Raw genomic sequence first — 1,552 nt, 5'->3', positions numbered from 1 at the left:
CAGGCGCGACAGCCATCCCATGCGTCTTCGACGCGGTTCCGAAGGATGCCGGCCCATGGCCAAGACCTCGTCCCAATCGGCTGAAAGCCCGCCCGCTCACGGCCTCGTCCGGGCGATGTCGGGGAAGATGATCGCGCTGGGGATCGCCCTGATCATCTGCGGCGCCGTCGCGATCGCGAGCCCCGCAATCGCGACCATGGCCGTGACGCTGTTCCTCGGGCTGGTCCTGGCTGTCGGCGGCATCGTGAAGATCGTCCAGTCCTTCCTGATGAAGGAAAGGGGCGGCTTCCTCTGGCAATTGCTGGTCGGGACGATCGAGCTGCTCGGCGGCCTGCTGGTCTATTTCAACCCGATGAAGGGGGCGATCGCCATCACCATCGTGATCGCGCTCGTCCTGATGGCGGAGGGCCTCGCCCAGCTCGGGCTCGCCTTGAAGATGAGGTCGCAGCGCGGCGTGGGCTGGATGTTCCTGTCCGGCATCGTCACGACCGTGGCGGGCGCCGCTTTGGCGATGCGGCTTCCCTATGACGGGGTCTACGCGCCGGGCACGCTGGTCGGCATCTCGCTGCTCTTCGCCGGCTGGGCCTATATTGCGATCGCGCTGGCTGCCCGGAAGACCGGCGCCTGAGGGCGAGGCGCGGTTTCGTCGATGGCGGCAGGTTTCCGAAGGTCGGCAGGATGCGCGGTTTCATCGCCAAGACGCTGAAGCGAGGCGCTGCGGTCCTCGTGATCGTGGCCTTGTCCCTGCTCGGGCTGCGCATCTACGACACCCGGCGCGGCGCGCCGCTCGAGCCCTGGCACAAGTTCGTGCCGCATGAGCTCTCGCTTGCGGAGCTCGAGAGCGGCAGCTGGAGCGACTACCTGGCAGCCGAGGCGGCGGCGTTCGCCAGCGTCCGGGCCGAGGTCACGCAGAAGCTGGAGCCGGACGAGCGCATTCCGGTCAATCGCTATTTCGACGGCAGCGCCATCTATCCCGGTCATTTCAAGCAGGACTGGAACCGCTCCTACGTCATGGAGCCGGAAGGCAAGCCGGTCGGCGTCGCGGTGTTCCTGCACGGGCTGACGGATTCGCCCTACAGCCTGCGCCATGTCGCCCGGCAATATCGCGATCGCGGCTTTCTCGCCATCGCGATCCGGCTGCCCGGCCACGGCACGGTCCCGGCCGGGCTGACCGAGGTCGAATGGGAGGACTGGCTGGCGGCGACGCGTCTCGCCGTGCGCGAGGCAAGGCGGCGGGTCGCGCCCGACCTGCCGCTGCATCTGGTCGGCTTCTCGAATGGCGGCGCGCTCGCGCTGATGTATGCGCTCGACGCGATCGAGAACACCGAGCTGGCGCGGCCGGACCGGCTCGTCCTGGTCTCGCCGATGATCGGCATCACGGCCTTCGCGCGCTTTGCCGGCCTTGCCGGGCTGCCCGCACTGTTGCCGGCCTTCGCCAAGGCGGCCTGGCTGAGCGTCCTGCCCGAGTTCAATCCGTTCAAGTACAACTCGTTTCCGGTCAACGGCGCGCGGCAGTCGCATCTGCTGACCAGTGCCTTGCAGCAGAAGATCC

The 1,552-nt window shown here is 67.8% G+C and carries 2 protein-coding genes; both read left to right on the top strand.

Annotated features, from left to right (window positions below; translation table 11 throughout):
- The first annotated feature begins 55 nt into the window (after positions 1-55).
- A complete protein-coding gene (locus V6M56_RS11320) occupies positions 56-628 on the top strand; it encodes an HdeD family acid-resistance protein (protein WP_332683732.1) in 573 nt (190 codons plus the stop codon).
- A gap of 50 nt (positions 629-678) precedes the next feature.
- A partial coding sequence (locus V6M56_RS11315; protein ID WP_332683730.1) for an alpha/beta hydrolase occupies positions 679-1,552 on the top strand: 874 nt, incomplete at its 3' end.

Origin of the sequence: Allobosea sp. (assembly GCF_036675845.1) — a bacterium.
GTDB lineage: Bacteria > Pseudomonadota > Alphaproteobacteria > Rhizobiales > Beijerinckiaceae > Allobosea.
Note: the sequence above shows the minus strand (reverse complement) of the source record. Positions and strands in the feature narration are given on the sequence as shown.